Source organism: Loktanella sp. F6476L (assembly GCF_023015725.1).
Taxonomy (GTDB): domain Bacteria; phylum Pseudomonadota; class Alphaproteobacteria; order Rhodobacterales; family Rhodobacteraceae; genus Yoonia.
In genome coordinates, this window is the sequence record NZ_JALKAR010000005.1 from 25,936 (window position 1) to 42,752 (window position 16,817).

Consider the following 16,817-nt stretch of genomic DNA (forward strand, 5'->3'; position numbering starts at 1 on the left):
TTCTATGTGAAAGTCGCGTTTCGTGTGGATGATCCGACGCTAAATCGCACGCCCCTCAAACGCTGCTGCCATCAAGGCACGCGTGTAATCCGTCTGCGGCGCATCAAAAATCGCGTCCGCATCACCTGCTTCAACCACATCGCCCTGCTTCATCACCATCACTTTGTGGGATAGCGCGCGGACGACTTTCAGGTCATGCGAAATAAACAGGTAAGCCAGTTGGTATTTCTGTTGGAGATTACGCAGTAGTTCCACAATCTGAACCTGCACAGTCATATCAAGCGCAGATGTCGGTTCGTCCAACACCAGCAGCTTCGGACGCAGAATCATCGCCCGCGCAATTGCGATACGCTGGCGTTGGCCGCCGGAAAATTCGTGCGGGTAGCGATCCATTAGCGTCGGATCAAGCCCGACCTCTGTCATGATCTCGGCCACCATTTCGCGACGATCCCGTGTCGGGTCTATCTCGTGAATCGTCAGCCCTTCGGCGATGATCTGGGCGACAGTCATACGCGGCGACAGCGATCCATAAGGGTCCTGGAACACGATCTGCATGTCGGTGCGCAGCGGTCGCATCTGTTTCTGGTTCAACCCGTCGATACGTTCGCCTTGGAACGTAATCGCCCCTTCGGAGCGGATCAGGCGCATGATCGCAAGCGCCAGCGTGGTTTTGCCAGAACCAGATTCGCCGACGACGCCCACTGTCTCCCCTGCCCTAACGGTCAAGGTCGCGTCGTTCACCGCTTTGATATGTCCCACAGTGCGCTTCAGCAGACCGCGATGGATCGGGAACCAGATTTTCGCGGAGTCCGTTTCCAGCACCACAGGCGCATCCGCGGGAACCGGCAACGGCGTACCGGTCGATTCCGCGGCGAGCAGCATTTGCGTGTAAGGGTGCTGCGGGTTGGCAAAGATATCAGCCGTCGGACCCGTTTCGACAATTTCACCGTCCTTCATCACGCAAACACGATCCGCGATTTTGCGCACAATCGTCAGGTCGTGGGTGATGAACAGCAGCGACATCTGCTTGCGTTCTTTCAGCTCTGCCAGCAGGTCCAAAATCTGGGCTTGGATCGTGACATCAAGCGCAGTTGTCGGTTCATCCGCGATCAGCAGTTCGGGATCATTCGCCAGCGCCATCGCGATCATCACACGTTGTCGTTGCCCACCAGACAACTGGTGCGGATACGCGCCAAGCCTGCTTTCCGCATCGCGGATGCCCACTTGGTTCAGCAACTGCACAATCTTGTTCGTAACCGCCGCGCCGCGCAGCCCCTGGTGCAGTTCTATCGATTCCGCCAGCTGCTTTTCCAGCGTGTGCAGCGGGTTCAGCGACGTCATCGGTTCTTGGAAAATGAAACTGATGTCATTGCCGCGCACACGGCGCAGATCAGCCTCGGCGGCGTCGACCATCTGGGTGCCATCATAGGCAATCGACCCGTCGACATGCGCGCTATCGCCCAGCAATTGTACCGTCGACAGTGCTGTTACGGATTTACCGGACCCGGATTCACCAACCAACGCAACCGTCTCGCCCTTATGCACCTGAAACGACACATCGCGCACAGCATGGGTCGTTTCCCCATCCTGCCGGAACCGGACATTTAGCTTTTTGACATCAAGCAGCAGGCTCATGAGAACGTCTTTCGCGGATCAAACGCGTCGCGGACGCCTTCAAAAATGAACACCAGCAGGGACAACATCACAGCGAATGTGATGAAGGCGGTGATGCCAAGCCATGGGGCCTGTAGGTTCTGTTTTGCTTGCAAAGTCAGCTCGCCCAACGACGGTGCCGATGACGGCAAGCCGAAACCAAGGAAGTCGAGCGATGCGAGACCGCCAATCGCCCCCGTCACAAGGAACGGCAGCATCGTGACTGTCGCGACCATCGCGTTTGGCAACATGTGGCGGAACATGATTGTGCGGTCAGATACGCCAAGCGCCTTGGCCGCACGCACATATTCGAAATTACGCGCACGCAGGAATTCGGCGCGGACAAGCCCCACCAAGGCAGGCCAGCCAAAGAGTATGGTTAAGAACACAAGCAGCCAGAAACTTCGCCCTACGATCGCGAAGACGATGATGATCACATAGAGCGACGGCATCCCTGTCCAAATCTCGATGAACCGCTGGAAGATCAGATCGGTCCAACCACCGAAATAACCCTGCACAGCGCCCGCAAGAATGCCGATCAAAGACGACCCGATGGTCACGATACCCGCGAACAGGATCGACAAACGGAACCCATAGATGATCCTAGCTGCCACATCGCGTTTGGTATCGTCAGTGCCAAGGATATTGGTGTCAGACGGCGGCGCAGGGGCCACACCACGCACATCAACGATGGTGTTGTAGGAATACGGAATAATCGGCCAGATGGTCCAACCTTTCTGGAACCCTTCGATATCAACGTCGCCGCCGCTTTCCACCGTTTCAAGCAACCCTTCGGGATCGTCGAAACAATCCTCTAGCCCGCCCGTGGCGATCAGGCATTTCACCTCGACGTCGCCGTAAACTGCCTCCGTCGGGAAATCCCCGCCGTAGTCACGTTCCGAATAGAACGACACAATCGGCATACGCAGTTCACCGCGATACGACACAAGGATCGGTTTGTCGTTCGCGATCAGTTCGGCAAACAACGACAGCACGAACAGCACCGTGAAAATCCACAGCGACCAGACCGCACGCCTGTTGCGCTGGAAATTGCGCCAGCGGCGTTGGTTCAGCGGCGACAGCCACATGCGTTTCGGTTTTGGGGTCACTTGCATTTCCATCAGCCGCGCCCCTCGAAATCAATGCGTGGATCAATGAAGACATAGGTGATGTCCGTCAAAATCCCCACGACAAGACCCATCAACGAAAACGCAAACAGCGTGCCAAAGACCACAGGATAATCGCGTGCCACGGCGGCCTCGAACCCGAGCCTTCCAAGGCCGTCGAGCGAAAATAGCGTTTCAATAATCAACGATCCGCCAAAAAACACCGAAATGAACAGCGCCGGAAAACCGGAAATCACGATCAGCATCGCGTTGCGGAACACGTGGCCGTACAGGACTTTCTTCTCGGACAGGCCTTTGGCCTTCGCCGTCGTCACATACTGCTTTTTGATCTCGTCCAAAAAGCTGTTCTTCGTCAGCAACGTCAGCGTCGCGAAAGCAGAAATCGTCGAGGCAAGCACCGGCAACGTGATGTGCCAGAAATAATCCAGCACCTTCCCGATCATCGACAGTTCCTCAAAGTTAGCCGACGTCAAACCGCGTAACGGGAACAACCGATAATAGGACCCACCCGCGAACAAGACGATCAACAGGATCGCGAACAAAAAGCCCGGGATCGCATAGGCCACAACGATGGTCGCCGACGTGATCGTGTCGAAGCGCGACCCGTCGCGCACCGCCTTTTTAATCCCTAAGGGGATCGACACCGCATAGGCAATCAAGGTCGACCAAAGACCAAGTGTGATCGACACCGGCATTTTCTCCAAAATCAGATCAACAACGGAAATCGACCTGAAATAACTCTCGCCGAAATCGAAACGGATATAGTTCCACATCATGTTCAGGAACCGTTCCAACGGGGGTTTATCAAACCCGAACTGGCGTTCGAGATCTTCAATGAAATCCTTGGAAAGACCGCTCGACCCCGGATAGGCGCTGTCTTCTTGCGCGCCCACATCGGCATCCGCATTGCCACCGGCGATGGATTCGAACACGTCACCGCCGCCTTCCATGCGGGCGATAATCGTCTCGATCGGGCCACCGGGCACGAACTGGGTCAAACCGAAATTCAGGATCATGATCCCCAGCAAAGTGGGAATCACAAGTAACAGCCTGCGAAGGATATACGCGCCCATGGGATCTTCCTCTTGGGCTGCTTAACGCAGCGCGCCGGCCGTTTTCAGGGCCTGATATTTTTCGTCGTTGAACCACCAATAGTCGAGATGGCCAAGACCAAATTCGGGCAGGTTTTCAGGGTGCTCAAACATATCGAAATATGCGACCCAGTTTTTGCCCAGATACCAAACAGGCACGATGAAATATTCGTGGCGCATGATCCGGTCGGCGGCACGCACGAGAGCAGCCATTTCATCATAATCTTCGGCAGCAGCGATCTGTTCGCCCAGCTCATCAATCGCTTCGGAACAGTAACCGGCAGGGTTGAACACGTCTTCTTTGTCTTCACATCCGTATTTCTGACTAAAGCCGGTGCCTTCTTGCAGGCCATTGACCCAATAACCAAAGATCATCTCGAAATCGTTGTCTTGAGTGCGGGCCTGATATTGCGCGGGATCGACACGGTTGTAGGTCACGTTCACGCCAAGGCGTTTCAGGTTTTCGATGTACGGGTTGATGATCCGGTCAAAACTTTGGCGGGTCTCAAGAAATTCCACATCCAACGTATTGCCGTCTGCATCGACCAGCAGGCCATCATCGCCAGTGGTGTATCCGGCTTCTTCCATCAGTGCCAAAGCGGCACGCAGATTGCCACGATCCAGCGGACGGTCGCCTGACGTATGCGGCACAACGGCTTCGGTTGTCAGGATTTCAGGATCAATCTTGTCGCCAAGGGCTTCCAGAATTTCCAGTTCACGACCTTCGGGCAGACCCGCAGCCTTAAGCCGGTCATTTTCCCAGAAGCTTTCACGTTGTTGGAACAGCCCGTACTGCAGATTGTCGTTGGTCCATGTGAAGTTATAGACCAACCCAATCGCTTGCCGCACGCGGCGATCAGCGAACTTTGGATCACGCAAATTAAACACAAAACCAGTCGCGGCAGGCAAAGTGCCATCTTCCAGTTCTTTACGCGTCACCCATTCATTTTCAATCGCTGGGAAATCATAGGATGTGGCCCAGTTGATCGAACTGTTTTCACGACGGAATGTGAATTCACCCGCTTTAAACGCCTCAAACGCGGCAGATGTATCAGCGAAATACTCGATGCGGATACTATCAAAGTTGCCCCGACCAACGTTGATCGGCAGGTCCTTGCCCCAATAATCGGGGTTGCGTTCATAAATGATCTGACGACCCGGATCGATAGACCCGGTCATGTATTCTGATGTGCCCGGTGACACCTCTAGGCTCGATTGGTCTAAACGTGCGCCCGTTTCTTCGAACCACGCTTTTTGCATCACCAATGCGTTCGCCATCTGGCCAATTCGGCCACGTGCTGGGGCATCTTCTGCAAACGTGAATTTCACGGTGTAGTCGTCCAAGGCTTCGTAGGATTCGACCAAAGCCGTAATCCCCTGCTGGAACGACGGGGTCGATTGGGTGCGCATCAGTTCATGTGTGAAGATCACGTCGGCTGCCGTCATCGGCTTGCCGTCCGAAAATGTAACATCCTTGCGCAGATTGAAGATCACGTAAGAATTGTCATCCGGATATTCGAGCGTCTCGCACACCAAACAATAGTATGTGCCAACTTCGTCTGACGTCGTTGTCATCAAACGTTCCCACACAGCCGACGCAAGCGCACCCGGCGTTCCTTCCAGCGTGGCGAACGGGTTCATGCTGTCGAACGTGCCGCTGGACGATACCGAAATTTCACCACCCAATGGCGCGTCGGGGTTAACGTAATCAAGATGGGCAAAATCGGCAGGATATTTGATGTCGCCGTATTCGTTATACGCATGGCTTACGGTCACATGCCCGTCGGCAAACGCCTTCCCCGCAAGCAACGACATGCCCACCAATATCGCAGTTCCCGACATCCACATCGCAGTTTTGGCGCGTGTGTCTTGTTTGGTACGGGCTACAGCACGATTTTGGTGGCGATTTTGCATCTTGTTCTCCCAAGGGGTGTCGAAACGTAACTTTGTTATCAAAGCTAACCGGACGGTCCAAACAATCAAGTTGAGAATGCGTGAACTCGGCGTGAACGGACCGTTTCCAATCACTTAGACACAAAAAAGCCGCCCCATGTGACATGGGACGGCTTTGATTAGGTCATAACTGGCGATGATTATTCGCTCAGTGTCGCGAGATATGCGATCAGGTTGGCGCGATCTTCGATCTTGCGCATCCCGTTGTAGTTCATCGCTGTACCTGGTGCGTAGCCTTTCGGGCTTTCCAAGAATGCGTTCAGGTTTTCAGGTGTCCATGTTTCGGCCACAGCAACCAGCGCACCGGAATAACCAAACCCGTCAACACCGCCAACAGCACGATCAACAACACCGTTCAGGTGCGGACCAACGCCGTCCGTGCCGTCAACCTTGTGACAGGCAGAACACGGGCGAAACGCGCCTTCACCAGCGGCTGCATCCGCAGCTGCGAAAACTTCTTCAAATGGGGGACCAGCAGGTACGTCTTCTGCAGCGTCGCCGCCTTCAACGGGAATCACATATGCTTGGTCGTGGCCGTCGCCGTGACCGCCCCCACCGCTGTGATAGATCGTCTCAGCAACCCAACCGCCAAGCAAAAAGGCAAGAAATGTGCCACAGATGCCGCCGATGGCTTTTGTCATAGTCATTGTGTCGAACATGTCGCGTTCCAATTCGTTCGCAGTTTTGCGGGTATGTATCCGCTTCCTTACCTCGGTTGCAAGGTATAGTGCCGCGACCAATTGCCCTTTTTGGGTATCATGTGTCGGGAGGTGTTAAGAATGAGTGGCAAAATCGCATTTCAGGGCGAACTTGGCGCATATGGGCATCAGGCCTGTGCCGACACGTGTCCGGACTATGACCCGCTGCCCTGCCCAACATTCACCTCTGCGATTGAAGCTGTGCGCAACGGCGACGCTGAACTGGGCATGATTGCTGTAGAAAATTCGACGTATGGCCGCGTTGCCGACGTTCATTCGCTGCTTCCCGAAAGCGGTTTGCACATCGTGGATGAGGCATTCGTACGCGTTCACATCAACCTTTTGGGACAAAAGGGTGCGCAGCTATCTGAAATTACCCACGCCCACGGCCACGTTGTGATTTTGCCGCAATGCGCCGGATTTTTGACGGAACACTCGATTCGCGGTGTCGTCAGTTCAGACAACGCCAAGGCCGCGCGCGACGTGGCTGAAGGCGATGATTCTTCGCAGGGCGCGCTTGCCTCTGAAATGGCGGCCCAGATTTACGGTCTCGACGTGCTTGCACGCAATATCGAAGATCAGGACAACAACACGACCCGTTTCATCGTGATGGCCCGCGACATCAATCGCGCGCGCCGTGGCGATCACGGCATGATGACCAGCCTCGTCTTCCGTGTGCGCAACATTCCGGCGTCTTTGTTCAAGGCAATGGGTGGATTCGCGACCAATGGCGTGAACATGACCAAGCTGGAAAGCTACATGGTCGGCGGCACGTTCCAAGCGACGCAGTTCTACGCGGAAATCGAAGGGCATCCAGACGACGAAAACGTCAAACTGGCGTTGGAAGAACTGGATTACTTCACGGATATGGTGCGACTGATGGGGGTCTACCCCCGCGCATCACAACGTCAGTCAGCGTAAGAGAAAGCGTCAAGACCCCATGAATTAAGGGCTATTTGCTACGTTTGTAGTCTTCGGCGATACCTGCGACCTGTTCGTTCACCCGACGTGAAAAACGTCGATTCAGGTTGGACTTGGCCAGTTTCAAAGACTGCAAAAGCAGACGGGCTGACAACGACTTAGCGCTCATGTCGACCGTCACCGCCACACGTGTCGTTTTAGGTGACAAGGCAATCAGGTTCACCACTGTCGCACTGTTAAGACCAGTCGCAACGGTATCAATCTCTAGCTCATTGGGCGCATCGATATTTGTGACGGTCGCACGCAAATTGCGATCCTTACTTCTAAACGTAAATGCCACATCCCATGCCGATCCGACACGCACGGGCCCCGCGCCATCCACGCGTGTAACCTGTGCCCCACGACGCAACGCCTGCCGTTCATAGCCATCAAAGTTCGTCACTTTGCTGAATACAAAATCAATTGGCGCTTCGATGTCTTTATGCGTCGAAAAGTTCATTATTCATCCCATTGTTAGTCAGATCGATTCCGCACACGACAGTCCCGAATCGCCCGTTCCTAATCCAGCGTATTCGATAGCCAATTGTCCAAAAGGAAATGCGCAATCGCGCCTTTACGCGCGGGTTTCATAACGGGGTGTTGCCCTGCAAAAACAATATGCATGTCCGCACGGCTGATCCACATCGCATCTTCCAGTTCTTCCACATCGACCGTGATATCATCGTCCAAAGCTTCGCCCATGCACCCAAACATCAAAGACGCAGGGAAAGGCCACGGTTGCGACGCCAAATAGGACACAGCGCCGACGGTGATGCCGCTTTCCTCCATCACCTCGCGTCTGACGGCGGCTTCCAACGTTTCACCAGGTTCGACAAAACCAGCAAGCAGCGAATACATCCCTTCAGGCCACCCCGGGGATCGCCCGACCAAGACGCTATCGCCGCGCGTGATCAGCATGATGACAACCGGATCGGTGCGTGGAAAATGGGATCGCGCGCACGCTGGGCAATTGCGTTGCCACCCACCCATCGCAAAATCGCTGAGGTGCCCGCATGTGCTGCAGAACCGGTGGGATGCATGCCACCCGAAAATCGCACGGGCCGTTGCTGCCAATTCCGCATCACGGGGCGACAAATGCGTCATGATCGCGCGTAATTCCGCAAAGACAGCCGTGTCTTTCATCGTTGGATGCGCCTGTTCCGACGGGTCCAAAAATGTATCAAGGGTTGTGTCATCAAACGCTTCTGGTTCCCAAGCGCTGATGTCGATCGCAAACACAGGCGTGCCGTTGTCGCGCCCCAGATAGACATGCTCTGCGCTTGCGCCAGCGACAATGTCATGGTCAACTTCAACCGTAACGAGTTTTGAATGGTCTATTGTGACCATCGGTTTACCCCGCCACAGCACAATTAAACGTACTGTTGGATCAAGCCACAGCGATTGCACATCTTTGCGTTCATGAGCGGCCCGATCCAAACCGGACCCGCCGAACGTTACTGTCTCTGCATGTTTCATAGATGTCGCAGTGTCACGTAATGCCAAAAATTTCAATTCTCTACGGGAACAATTCTGCCCGCCAATTCGTAGGGCATCAAATACAACCCAAAGGCGCATGAAATGACCCTCGCACCCCAGCGGATCGAGATAGATAAGTCGGCTATTGATCAATTCAGCCCGATCGTAAAGCTACGGTTGCTGCAGACCACGGATCTGCACATGCATATTTTACCGTATGATTACAAAACGTTGCGCCCGACACCCCAACGCGGTCTTGCAAACCTTGTGGCCGAAATCGGCGCTTTGCGCCAAGACGGCATTCCAACGCTGCTGTTTGACACTGGTGACTTTTTGCAGGGCAGCCCGCTTGCCGATGCCGCGATGCAAGGACCATCAACAGGCATTCATCCCATTGCCGACGCATTCAACACGTTGAAATATGACGTCGTTGTCCTTGGTAACCACGATTTCGACTATGGCGTTGAACCGCTGTCCGAGACAATCAAGCAGATTGATTGCCCCGTTTTATCCGCAAACGTCAGCACAAACGACGAAATGACGACCTATCCCCATTCAACGATCATCAGCGTTGGAACTGGGCCTCATCGCCCACCCATTCGTGTCGGCGTCATCGGCCTGACAACGCCAGTCATTTCGCTTACCACAAACGACGGCGCGCCGGCGGTCAGCACCGCAGACCCCGTCAGCACCGCTAAAACCGTTGTAACCCAGCTCAAGGAACAGAACGCCGATATCATTGTCGCACTTTGCCACTTCGGGATCGACCCAGATGACCATATCGAAAATGTTGCGGCTGACATCGCCGGTATTGAAGGTGTCGATGTCGTCATGGCGGGGCACACGCACGAAACATTTCCCTTGGGCACAACGCGCGGCGGCCCGACGATTGATGCGCGCAACGGAACCATTTGTGGCAAACCCACGGTTATGTCGGGTGCGTTCGGGCGTTACCTTGGCGTCATTGATCTGGCGCTTGAACACCGTGCAGATCACGTCGCAATCGTTGATCAAAACACACGGCTTTACAGGCCGACAGAACAGGCTGAACCAAAAGCATTTGCTACGGTTCGCCCTTTGCATGACGCGACGATTACGTCCCTACAGCAAGAAATCGCACAGACGACGCTGCCACTGTCGACCGCCTTTAGCCTGATCCAGCCTGACCTGACCCAGTATTTGCTGTCATGCGCGCGCCAACTGCATATGCAGGACATCCTGAAAGATACGCGCTTTGCCGACTTTCCGTTTCTCACAACGGCTGCGCCCTTTTCGACGGGCAGCAGGTCCAACCCGAATGACTTCATTTGCATCCCCCCCGGTCCGATCAAGCGCAGCGACGTGACGGCCATCTATCCGTTCAACAACACGGCAGTCGCCATTCTGCGAAATGGGGCGCAAATCAAGGATTGGCTCGAAGCGTCGGCACTTCTGTACCGCCCCATCCAAAAGGGCCGACAGAATCAGGTTTTGATCGATCCACATGTCCCGCCATATTTCTTCGATACGGTGTTTGGTCTGACTTATCGGATCGACGTCAGCGCCCCCCCGGGTGACCGGATCAGCCAGATTCGCAGACACGGTGAATTGGTGCGCGACACGGATCAATTTGTTCTGGTGTCAGCGACCAACCGCCTTGAACAGGGGCACAATATTCCACCTGACGACATCATCCACGTCGCAAATGAGAACTCGCAAGACGTGCTCATCGCGTCCTTAAAACGGCAGTCGCCGGTGACTGTCCCCTGCCCGTTCGTTTGGGATTTCGCACGCTTACCAGATACAACAGCTGTGTTTCGAACCTGCAAAGAGGCCGATGTATCAAGCACCGACAGGTCATTGGTCGATAACGGTGTCGATCCCGACGGGTTTCGATCCTTCACACTGTCATTCGACGGCTGACCCGCTCTTGCACGATATAAATTACCGCCCTATATAGGCCGTGAGAGGTTGGCGCGGGCAGGTGCCTCGCCAACCTGGTCAGGTCCGGAAGGAAGCAGCCACAACGAGCCCCACTTGGGTCGATGTCCAGCCTCTCACCTACGCGCCTTATTATGCGCGCCAGCGACGAAACCTTTCAGCAAAGGAGGACTTTTATGACTGTTTCATCCTCCGCCCAGACAGGGCAGCGCTGAGCGATCCCGCTTCCCTTGTCGATCCATGTCTACCAATGACGTGTTATGATCTATTGCGAGGGATATCGCTTTGACCACCACCACCACAACACTGGCCGACCTTGGTTGGACCAACTTCTATCAATCACAGCTCGACATTGACGAAGTCACAACAACGACGCCCGCACGCGTGCGCGGCGTTCACCGCACCCAGATTTCGGTCATCACCACCGAAGGCAAAACCGACCTCACGTTAGAACCCGGCATGTCGACGTCGGAAATCGCCATTGGCGATTGGGTACTCTGCGACCCGAAAGCGGCCCTGATGATCCGGCGTCTCGACCGGATATCAACGCTGCAACGCGGGTCGGACTATCAGCACGGCGAACGCCAACTGATTGCGGCAAACATCGACACACTGTTTATCACTACGTCCTGCAACGCCGATTTCAACGTCGCGCGATTGGAACGGTATCTGGCGCTGGCTTACGACGCCGATGTGACGCCTGTGATCCTGCTCACCAAATCGGACCAAACCGACGACGTGCAGCACTACGTCGACGAAGCGCAGGCGCTTGGCCCCGACCTTGCCGTTGTGGCCCTAGATGCCCGCGACGTGACAGAGACGACGAAACTGGCACCATGGTGCGGCAAAGGACAAACCGTGGCGCTTGCCGGTTCATCCGGCGTTGGCAAAACCACGCTGACCAATGCGCTGGCGGGCGAAGACGGGGCCACCCAAGGCATCCGTGAAGACGACGCACGCGGGCGACACACAACCACGGGCCGCAGTCTGCACAAATTGCCTTCGGGTGGTTGGCTGATCGACACGCCCGGTATGCGCGGGCTTGGTGTTGCTGACGTGGTCGCGGGCATTAACGAAGTGTTTTCCGAGATTTCCGTTCTCGAAAACCAATGTCGTTTCAGGGATTGCAAACACGAAGGCGAACCGGGCTGTGCAGTAACGGCAGCGATTGAAGCAGGTGATGTGACGCCAGACCGGCTCAAGCGGTTCCAGAAACTACGCCGTGAAGATGCAATCGCAACCGAAACAACAGCCCAAGCCCGCCTGCGGAGCAAGAAGTTCACCAAAGGCGTCAAAAAGGCCGTAAAGAAGAAAAAGCGCTAAACGCGATCACACAGGCCGCATCGCCCACGCGGCCTGTTCATCCGTCTCGACAGCGCAAGGGCGGACATCACGCAAAACGGACAACGCATCCGGCGCCCCCATCACATGCATTACCCGCAAAACTGCCATACCAGACCGCCCACATCCGCCCATGCAATGAAACAAAACGCGCCCGCCACCGCGAATAACCGCGACACTCTGGGCGATAACGTCGTCCAAAGCACCGTCATCAGGCACACCAAAATCCACGACTGGCACATGGGCCCAACGCGCAAACTGCACAGCAAAAGTTGCGGTCGCCCCTTCGTGCAGGTCTGTCAGTGATACGAATAGATCTGGCTGCCACGCCTTCACCAACGCGACGTCCTGCTCGGACATTGGCATCGAGCAAAGCGCTACAATTCCGCCACCGACAGCAATCTCGTAAATCTCAAATCCCATCTTCGCCCCGCTAGCGGTAGACGTCGCCCGCCCTAACGCATAGTTTGACGCAAACACCCGAACCCCGAAAGCCCGCAAATGTCTGACGCCCCCGCTTATCAGGTCCTCGCCCGCAAATACCGGCCAGAGACCTTTGTCGATCTTGTCGGCCAAGACGCCATGGTCCGCACGCTAAAAAACGCGTTTGCAGCAGACCGGATCGCGCAGGCCTTCATCATGACGGGGATCAGGGGGACAGGTAAAACCACCACCGCGCGGATCATCGCCAAAGGCATGAACTGCATCGGGCCGGACGGCAATGGCGGGCCAACGACGGAACCATGCGGCGAATGCGAACATTGCACCGCGATCATGGAAGGCCGCCACGTCGATGTGATGGAAATGGACGCTGCATCACGGACAGGCGTCGGTGACATCCGTGAGATTATCGATTCTGTGCATTATCGCGCGGCCTCTGCCCGCTATAAAATCTACATCATCGATGAGGTTCACATGCTGTCCAAGAACGCGTTCAACGCGCTTCTGAAGACGCTCGAAGAACCGCCCGCGCACGTCAAATTCATCTTTGCGACCACCGAAATCCGGCAGGTCCCCGTGACGGTCCTGTCACGTTGCCAGCGCTTTGACCTGCGGCGGATCGAACCCGAAGTCATGATCGCGCTGATGCAAAAGATCGCAAAGGCGGAAGGCGCTGAAATCCACGACGATGCGCTTGCGTTGATCACCCGTGCCGCCGAAGGATCAGCCCGCGATGCGACCTCTTTGCTCGACCAAGCGATTTCCCACGGCGCAGGTGAAACAACCGCCGATCAAGTCCGCGCGATGCTGGGCCTTGCCGACCGTGGGCGTGTGCTTGACCTGTTCGACATGATCCTGCGCGGCGAAGCGGCGGCTGCCCTGACCGAACTATCAGCGCAATACGCCGACGGTGCCGACCCGCTCGCAATCCTGCGCGATCTGGCCGAGATCACCCATTGGATCAGCGTCATCAAGATCACGCCGGACGCTGCAGACGACCCCACGATCAGCCCCGATGAACGCACACGCGGGCAAGCGATGGCGGATCAGTTGCCCATGCGCGTGATGACGCGGATGTGGCAGATGTTGCTCAAAGCCTTGGAAGAGGTCGCAGCCGCCCCCAACGCGATGATGGCGTCCGAAATGGCGGTAATCCGATTAACGCATGTAGCCGATCTACCGACGCCGGACGAACTGGTGCGCAAACTCAAAGACGCGACACCGCCAACGGGGGGGCCTACAGGCGGCGGACGCCCTGCCCCGCAAGGCGGCGGAACCACAAACGCGATGGGCAGCACGCCGGTACCAACGCACAGCGGACCGTCCGGTCCATCGGCATCTGGTGCGCAAACCGCGGTGGCCTTGGCCGAAGACGCGCTGCAGCACTACGCACGGTTCGAAGATGTCGTGGACCTGATCCGGCGGCATCGCGACGTGAAACTACTGGTGGAAGTCGAAACAGGCATCCGTTTGGTGGCCTACCAACCCGGCCGGATTGAAGTGCAACCAACAGCAGATGCATCCACCGATTTGGTCGGCAGGTTGGGGTCACGACTGCAGGCATGGACAGGCAATCGCTGGGTGATCACTGTCCGCGACGAAGGCGGGGCAGAAACCATCGCGGAAATCCGCGACGCGGCCGAAAACGCGATCAAGGCCGAAGCAGCGGCACACCCGCTTGTGCAGGCGGTCATCGCGGCATTCCCGAAGGCCAAAATCACCGACATCCGGACCGAAGCAGAAAAAACGCAAGACGCATTTACAGATGCGTTGCCCGAAGTCGATGATGAATGGGACCCATTCGACGACGAATGAGCCCCGTCAGGTCAGCCTAGTTTGTTGGCCAAGCATCCGGATCAATGTGACCAAGCACAGTGAAACTGTCGCCCTCTGGACGCACAACATATGCGACACCCTGCGGTTCGGGATAGATACCAGTCGCAGCTTCAAACGGGTCGTCGTGGCCAACCACAACGCGATTTCCCTCTGCCACGACTTCGGTCAGAAACGGCAAGACATTCTCACGCATCTGCGCGATGTCCGCGTCAGAATAATCCTCTGCCTTTGCGAAATGCAGCGCTTCATCCGTGTGATAATGGCCAAATGCCAAATCAGCAGTCTGCCAAGCACGGCAATACCCACTGCTGACAACGCCACCGACCGGAACCTCTAACGCGTGCACCGCGGCGCCAATGCCTTTGGCTTCTGCCCAGCCGTCTGCGCTCAGCACACGTTGGGTCGCACAATCACCCATCACAGCATGAACCTGATCCGCATAATCGCTTTCCGTCGTGGCGTGCCGAACGTAGATCACCAATCCGCCTTCCTGAAGTGCCGCGACGAGGTCTTGAGGTGATGCATCTTGGGCGGTTGCCCCCGACGATACACATAACAGCGCCACGACTGATGCGGCGCGCGGCAGATGGCTAAAAAGAGTAAGTGACATGGGATTTCCTTTTCCTGAGTGATTCCGTCGGAATAAGGATTAGCCGACTCTTTTAGTCGGATACAAGCCCCGACTTGTTACCACCCCGCAAAAGACCTATTTAAAAACGAACACGCACAAAGGGATGATAAAATGCTCAAAGGGCTTGGTGGCCTTGGTGATATGGCCAAGATGATGAAATCCGCGCAGGAAATGCAGGGCAAAATGGCCCAGATGCAAGAAGACCTCGAAAACATGAGGGTCACGGGCGAAAGCGGTGCAGGTCTTGTGAAAGCAACGGCAACAGCCAAAGGCGAGCTGAAGGCGCTCGACATTGACCCGTCGATTTTCGATCCGAACGAAAAAGAAGTCGTCGAAGATCTGATCCTTGCGGCGATCAAAGACGCGCAACAAAAGGCCGGCGAACGGGCGCAGTCCGAAATGCAGAAAATGACCGAAAGCCTTGGCTTGCCGCCGGGCATGAACCTGCCGTTCTAAGTGCCAATTTTTCGCGCAAAATTCGGGGGCCGCACGTGACCAGTGGCACCGATGATCTTGAAAACTTGATCACGCTGCTCGCCAAGCTGCCCGGTCTTGGACCGCGGTCTGCGCGGCGGGCCGTGTTGCATCTGGTCAAAAAGCGTAGCCTGCAATTGATCCCGCTGGCCGAAGCCATGCACCGCGTGGGTGCTACCGCCCGCGAATGCCTGAACTGCGGGAACATTGGCACGACCGACGTCTGCGATATCTGCGAAAGCGAAAAACGGGCGATTGGTCAGATTTGCGTCGTCGAAGACGTCGCTGATCTGTGGGCTATGGAACGCAGCCAAACCTTCAAAGGCCGCTATCACGTGCTCGGCGGGACACTATCCGCGCTTGATGCCGTGGGGCCGGAAGAACTGCGCATCCCCAAACTGATCGACCGGATCAAATCCGAAAACGTGACCGAAGTGATCCTTGCGCTTGGTGCCACGATCGACGGGCAAACCACCGCGCATTACATCGCGGACCAACTGCCCGGCATCACCGTCACCTCGCTGGCGCAAGGCGTGCCCGTAGGTGGTGAACTCGACTACCTCGACGACGGTACGATCACCGCCGCCTTGAATGCGCGACGCAGCATTTAGCCCGCCATGCCACCCGCGCAGACTTTTGGCGAGAACAACAGACCGCCAACCCATCCCATGCGGCCATCGCCCATATCAATGAACTCCATCCCATCCACGGTGATGTAACCAAAATCAACATTATCACCGGGCAGGATTTCACCAAAAAACGCCGTATCCGGATGCCGCCCCGCTGTCATCAACAGCGCAGGCCCGTCATATCCCAAACACGCGCTTTCATAACCAGTCCGCACCGGCAGATCAGCCAATGCACGGCGTTGATCCACATAATCAACATCAAGCGACTGGCGGGACGTATCCACCGCGCAACTGAATTCCTCTTCGACTTCCCGCACTTGCGCGACGACCAATTCGTCTTCCGCGCTCAGTTTCGGCGAAGACGTGGTGCAATCGCTGTTATCAAAAACAGACTTGCCCAATTCAGACCCGAAACAATACCCAGCACGATCAAAGACCGTGTTGCGGGTCAGCCAAAGTTCGTCGCAAAGCGCGTCAGCGACCGCTGTCACCGGGGTCAAAGTCAAAAATATGGCCGTCAAAAAACGCATCAAAATCTCCTAAATTATCCCATCCAGATTAGGCGATGAACGGATGCAGGCTCAAAC

16 protein-coding genes and 1 other RNA gene are annotated in these 16,817 nt (G+C 55.9%); 7 read left to right on the forward strand and 10 right to left on the reverse strand.

Annotated elements, in window-relative coordinates; genetic code table 11:
- Positions 1-39 precede the first annotated feature (39 nt).
- The 5 genes from MWU61_RS11155 to MWU61_RS11175 form a co-directional block, all read right to left on the reverse strand.
- Positions 40-1,635, reverse strand: a complete 1,596-nt coding sequence (locus tag MWU61_RS11155; protein ID WP_247128449.1) for an ABC transporter ATP-binding protein — start codon at positions 1,633-1,635, stop codon at positions 40-42.
- Positions 1,632-2,774 (reverse strand): ABC transporter permease, encoded by a 1,143-nt coding sequence (locus tag MWU61_RS11160; RefSeq protein WP_247128450.1) that lies wholly within the window; start codon positions 2,772-2,774, stop codon positions 1,632-1,634. The genes MWU61_RS11155 and MWU61_RS11160 overlap by 4 nt, the downstream gene beginning before the upstream one ends.
- Entirely contained in the window at positions 2,774-3,853 is a 1,080-nt protein-coding gene (locus MWU61_RS11165; RefSeq protein WP_247128451.1) for a microcin C ABC transporter permease YejB, read from the reverse strand. Before MWU61_RS11165 ends, MWU61_RS11160 begins: the two co-directional genes overlap by 1 nt.
- A gap of 21 nt (positions 3,854-3,874) precedes the next feature.
- The gene (locus tag MWU61_RS11170) at positions 3,875-5,785 is read right to left on the reverse strand and encodes an extracellular solute-binding protein (protein ID WP_247128452.1); all 1,911 of its coding nucleotides are present in this window, start codon (positions 5,783-5,785) and stop codon (positions 3,875-3,877) included.
- 179 nt (positions 5,786-5,964) lie between these two features.
- Positions 5,965-6,483, reverse strand: coding sequence for a c-type cytochrome (locus MWU61_RS11175; protein WP_247128453.1), 519 nt, complete (start codon positions 6,481-6,483; stop codon positions 5,965-5,967).
- 120 nt (positions 6,484-6,603) lie between these two features.
- Here MWU61_RS11175 and MWU61_RS11180 point away from each other — a divergent pair, with 120 nt between their 5' ends.
- A complete protein-coding gene (locus MWU61_RS11180; RefSeq protein ID WP_247128454.1) occupies positions 6,604-7,443 on the forward strand; it encodes a prephenate dehydratase in 840 nt (279 codons plus the stop codon).
- A gap of 31 nt (positions 7,444-7,474) precedes the next feature.
- Here the strand turns inward: MWU61_RS11180 and MWU61_RS11185 are convergent, their stop codons facing one another.
- Entirely contained in the window at positions 7,475-7,942 is a 468-nt protein-coding gene (locus MWU61_RS11185) for an SRPBCC family protein (protein ID WP_247128455.1), read from the reverse strand.
- Between the two features lie 59 nt (positions 7,943-8,001).
- Positions 8,002-8,958 carry an NAD(+) diphosphatase gene (nudC, locus tag MWU61_RS11190; RefSeq protein ID WP_247128732.1) on the reverse strand — a complete coding sequence of 319 codons (957 nt, stop codon included), beginning with the start codon at positions 8,956-8,958 and terminating at the stop codon, positions 8,002-8,004.
- Positions 8,959-9,060: 102 nt separating this feature from the next.
- Here nudC and MWU61_RS11195 point away from each other — a divergent pair, with 102 nt between their 5' ends.
- The 3 genes from MWU61_RS11195 to rsgA all read left to right on the forward strand — a co-directional run bounded on the left by MWU61_RS11195 (position 9,061) and on the right by rsgA (position 12,201).
- Positions 9,061-10,860, forward strand: a complete 1,800-nt coding sequence (locus MWU61_RS11195) for a 5'-nucleotidase C-terminal domain-containing protein (protein ID WP_247128456.1) — start codon at positions 9,061-9,063, stop codon at positions 10,858-10,860.
- A 41-nt stretch (positions 10,861-10,901) separates the two neighbouring features.
- An RNA gene (gene ffs, locus MWU61_RS11200) (signal recognition particle sRNA small type) lies at positions 10,902-11,000 on the forward strand.
- Between the two features lie 163 nt (positions 11,001-11,163).
- The gene (gene rsgA, locus MWU61_RS11205) at positions 11,164-12,201 is read left to right on the forward strand and encodes a ribosome small subunit-dependent GTPase A (RefSeq protein WP_247128457.1); all 1,038 of its coding nucleotides are present in this window, start codon (positions 11,164-11,166) and stop codon (positions 12,199-12,201) included.
- 6 nt (positions 12,202-12,207) lie between these two features.
- Here rsgA and MWU61_RS11210 read toward each other — a convergent pair whose 3' ends face one another.
- The gene (locus MWU61_RS11210; RefSeq protein WP_247128458.1) at positions 12,208-12,642 is read right to left on the reverse strand and encodes a protein phosphatase; all 435 of its coding nucleotides are present in this window, start codon (positions 12,640-12,642) and stop codon (positions 12,208-12,210) included.
- A gap of 78 nt (positions 12,643-12,720) precedes the next feature.
- Between MWU61_RS11210 and MWU61_RS11215 the strand changes: the two genes are divergently transcribed.
- Complete coding sequence (locus tag MWU61_RS11215; protein WP_247128459.1) at positions 12,721-14,475, forward strand: DNA polymerase III subunit gamma/tau; 1,755 nt, start codon at positions 12,721-12,723, stop codon at positions 14,473-14,475.
- Positions 14,476-14,491: 16 nt separating this feature from the next.
- On the opposite strand, the gene MWU61_RS11220 is transcribed toward MWU61_RS11215, so the two are convergent.
- Complete coding sequence (locus tag MWU61_RS11220; RefSeq protein WP_247128460.1) at positions 14,492-15,106, reverse strand: hypothetical protein; 615 nt, start codon at positions 15,104-15,106, stop codon at positions 14,492-14,494.
- Positions 15,107-15,238: 132 nt separating this feature from the next.
- Here MWU61_RS11220 and MWU61_RS11225 point away from each other — a divergent pair, with 132 nt between their 5' ends.
- Together MWU61_RS11225 and recR are read left to right on the forward strand one after the other, a co-directional pair.
- Entirely contained in the window at positions 15,239-15,583 is a 345-nt protein-coding gene (locus MWU61_RS11225; protein ID WP_247128461.1) for a YbaB/EbfC family nucleoid-associated protein, read from the forward strand.
- 35 nt (positions 15,584-15,618) lie between these two features.
- Positions 15,619-16,212 carry a recombination mediator RecR gene (gene recR, locus MWU61_RS11230; RefSeq protein WP_247128462.1) on the forward strand — a complete coding sequence of 198 codons (594 nt, stop codon included), beginning with the start codon at positions 15,619-15,621 and terminating at the stop codon, positions 16,210-16,212.
- On the opposite strand, the gene MWU61_RS11235 is transcribed toward recR, so the two are convergent.
- The gene (locus MWU61_RS11235; RefSeq protein WP_247128463.1) at positions 16,209-16,760 is read right to left on the reverse strand and encodes a DUF4453 domain-containing protein; all 552 of its coding nucleotides are present in this window, start codon (positions 16,758-16,760) and stop codon (positions 16,209-16,211) included. The two genes, recR and MWU61_RS11235, sit on opposite strands and share 4 nt — an antisense overlap.
- Positions 16,761-16,817 lie beyond the last annotated feature (57 nt).

Excerpts from the sequence above, each read along its gene's own strand:
- MWU61_RS11220 (WP_247128460.1), bottom strand. The coding sequence starts at position 15,106 with ATGTCACTTACTCTTTTTAGCCATCTGCCGCGCGCCGCATCAGTCGTG.
- MWU61_RS11235 (WP_247128463.1), bottom strand. The coding sequence starts at position 16,760 with ATGCGTTTTTTGACGGCCATATTTTTGACTTTGACCCCGGTGACAGCG.
- MWU61_RS11185 (WP_247128455.1), bottom strand. The coding sequence starts at position 7,942 with ATGAACTTTTCGACGCATAAAGACATCGAAGCGCCAATTGATTTTGTA.
- MWU61_RS11175 (WP_247128453.1), bottom strand. The coding sequence starts at position 6,483 with ATGTTCGACACAATGACTATGACAAAAGCCATCGGCGGCATCTGTGGC.
- MWU61_RS11195 (WP_247128456.1), top strand. The coding sequence starts at position 9,061 with ATGACCCTCGCACCCCAGCGGATCGAGATAGATAAGTCGGCTATTGAT.
- MWU61_RS11155 (WP_247128449.1), bottom strand. The coding sequence starts at position 1,635 with ATGAGCCTGCTGCTTGATGTCAAAAAGCTAAATGTCCGGTTCCGGCAG.
- MWU61_RS11160 (WP_247128450.1), bottom strand. The coding sequence starts at position 2,774 with ATGGAAATGCAAGTGACCCCAAAACCGAAACGCATGTGGCTGTCGCCG.
- nudC (WP_247128732.1), bottom strand. The coding sequence starts at position 8,958 with ATGAAACATGCAGAGACAGTAACGTTCGGCGGGTCCGGTTTGGATCGG.
- MWU61_RS11165 (WP_247128451.1), bottom strand. The coding sequence starts at position 3,853 with ATGGGCGCGTATATCCTTCGCAGGCTGTTACTTGTGATTCCCACTTTG.
- MWU61_RS11180 (WP_247128454.1), top strand. The coding sequence starts at position 6,604 with ATGAGTGGCAAAATCGCATTTCAGGGCGAACTTGGCGCATATGGGCAT.
- MWU61_RS11210 (WP_247128458.1), bottom strand. The coding sequence starts at position 12,642 with ATGGGATTTGAGATTTACGAGATTGCTGTCGGTGGCGGAATTGTAGCG.
- MWU61_RS11225 (WP_247128461.1), top strand. The coding sequence starts at position 15,239 with ATGCTCAAAGGGCTTGGTGGCCTTGGTGATATGGCCAAGATGATGAAA.
- MWU61_RS11215 (WP_247128459.1), top strand. The coding sequence starts at position 12,721 with ATGTCTGACGCCCCCGCTTATCAGGTCCTCGCCCGCAAATACCGGCCA.
- MWU61_RS11170 (WP_247128452.1), bottom strand. The coding sequence starts at position 5,785 with ATGCAAAATCGCCACCAAAATCGTGCTGTAGCCCGTACCAAACAAGAC.